Source organism: Halomonas campaniensis (genome assembly GCF_014193375.1).
GTDB lineage: Bacteria > Pseudomonadota > Gammaproteobacteria > Pseudomonadales > Halomonadaceae > Halomonas > Halomonas campaniensis.
The window spans coordinates 1-1,584 of the sequence record NZ_JACHZF010000067.1 but is presented as its reverse complement, the minus strand read 5'-3'; the positions used below and the strand labels follow the sequence as shown (position 1 = coordinate 1,584).

Annotated in this window: 2 protein-coding genes; both read right to left on the bottom strand. The window is 63.6% G+C overall.

Features of this window, described 5'->3' with window-relative positions:
- Positions 1-169: 169 nt before the first annotated feature.
- A complete protein-coding gene (locus BDK63_RS18240; RefSeq protein ID WP_183334564.1) occupies positions 170-1,126 on the bottom strand; it encodes an NAD(P)H-dependent flavin oxidoreductase in 957 nt (318 codons plus the stop codon).
- Positions 1,127-1,190: 64 nt separating this feature from the next.
- Positions 1,191-1,584 (bottom strand): FAD-binding protein (locus BDK63_RS18235; RefSeq protein WP_221202693.1); only part of this gene is annotated, 394 nt, incomplete at its 5' end.

Genomic DNA, 1,584 nt, shown 5'->3' with positions numbered 1-1,584 from the left:
AAAAAGCAGCCAATCTCCACCCCCAGAGCCCTTTTATCCCCACCGAGCATGGCATCTGGGGACTTCTGACTGACCCGGTGCAACATCCGGGCTAGCAGGACGGAGTATCAAGAAAACGACATATCCCACCGAGTTCGGTGGGATATGTCCCGAGAAGGGAGGTCGGCAACTAAACGGCAAGTCGCCGCCGAGCCGCCCGGTAGTCTCGCTCCAGCTCATCCACGATCTCGGCCACGCTCTGGCGGGACTCGATAGTGCCGACACCCTGGCCAGCGCCCCAGATGTCCCGCCACGCCTTGGGCTTGCTGCCACCGCCGGAACCATAGCGCATCTGACCCTTGTCACCCGAGGGGAGATCATCGGGATCCAGTCCGGCTCGCTCGATGCTGGCTCGCAGGTAATTGCCATGCACCCCGGTAAAGAGGTCGCTGAAGACAATGTCGGCTGCCCGGGAGTCGACCACCATGCGCTTGTAAGCCTCTACCGCATTGGCTTCGTGACTGGCGATAAAGCGTGTTCCCATATAAACCAGATCGGCACCCAGCGCCTGGGCCGCCAGGATCTGCTCACCGCACCCGATGCCGCCGGCCAGGACCAGAGGGCCATCGAACATCTGTCGCACCTCAGCCACGAAGGCGAAGGGGTTCAAGCGCCCACCGTGGCCACCGGCACCATTGCTTACCAGGATCAGTCCATCAGCGCCGCATTCGACGGCCTTATGCGCATGGCGCAGCGTCGTCACATCATGGAAGACCCGCCCGCCATAATCATGCACTCGCTCCACGACCCGCTGCGGGGCGTGCAGGCTGGTGATCACCAGGGGTACACGAAACTCGGCACACAGCGCCAGATCGTGCTCCAGGCGATCATTGCTGGGATGCACGATGAGGTTGACCGCGAAGGGAGCGATCCTGCGCCCGGGGTCGGCCCCTCGGCTATCGGCAAGCCCCTCGGTGATGCGTGAGAGCCAATTCGCCAGTGCTTCCGCGGGGCGAGCATTGAGGGCGGGAAAGGCGCCCAGGATACCCGCACGGCACTGAGCCAGCACCAGTTCGGGACCGGACAGGATGAACATCGGTGAACCAATCACCGGCAGTCGCAGGGAGTCCTCAAACCAATCCAGCATAGTGTCTCCTGATAGACGAAAGGCCCACCGAAGTAGGCTCATTCAGGGAAGATCCCGATCGTCGTTACAGCTTGCTCTCGAGTTCCGGCAGCGCCTGGAAGAGATCGGCGACCAATCCATAGTCGGCCACCTGGAAGATCGGCGCCTCCTCGTCCTTGTTGATGGCGACGATCACCTTGGAGTCCTTCATGCCGGCCAGGTGCTGGATGGCACCGGAGATGCCCACGGCGATGTAGAGCTCGGGCGCGACGATCTTGCCGGTCTGGCCCACCTGCATGTCGTTGGGCACGAAGCCGGCGTCCACCGCGGCCCGCGACGCACCGATGGCCGCGCCCAGCTTGTCGGCGATGCCGTCCAGCAGCGTGAAGTTCTCGCCGTTGCCCATGCCGCGGCCGCCGGAGATCACGACCTTGGCCGCCCCCAGCTCGGGACGGTCGGACTGGGCGAGCTCCTCCTTG

Bases quoted from the DNA above. Each gene is read 5' to 3' on its own strand.
- BDK63_RS18240 (WP_183334564.1), bottom strand. From the start codon at position 1,126: ATGCTGGATTGGTTTGAGGACTCCCTGCGACTGCCGGTGATTGGTTCA.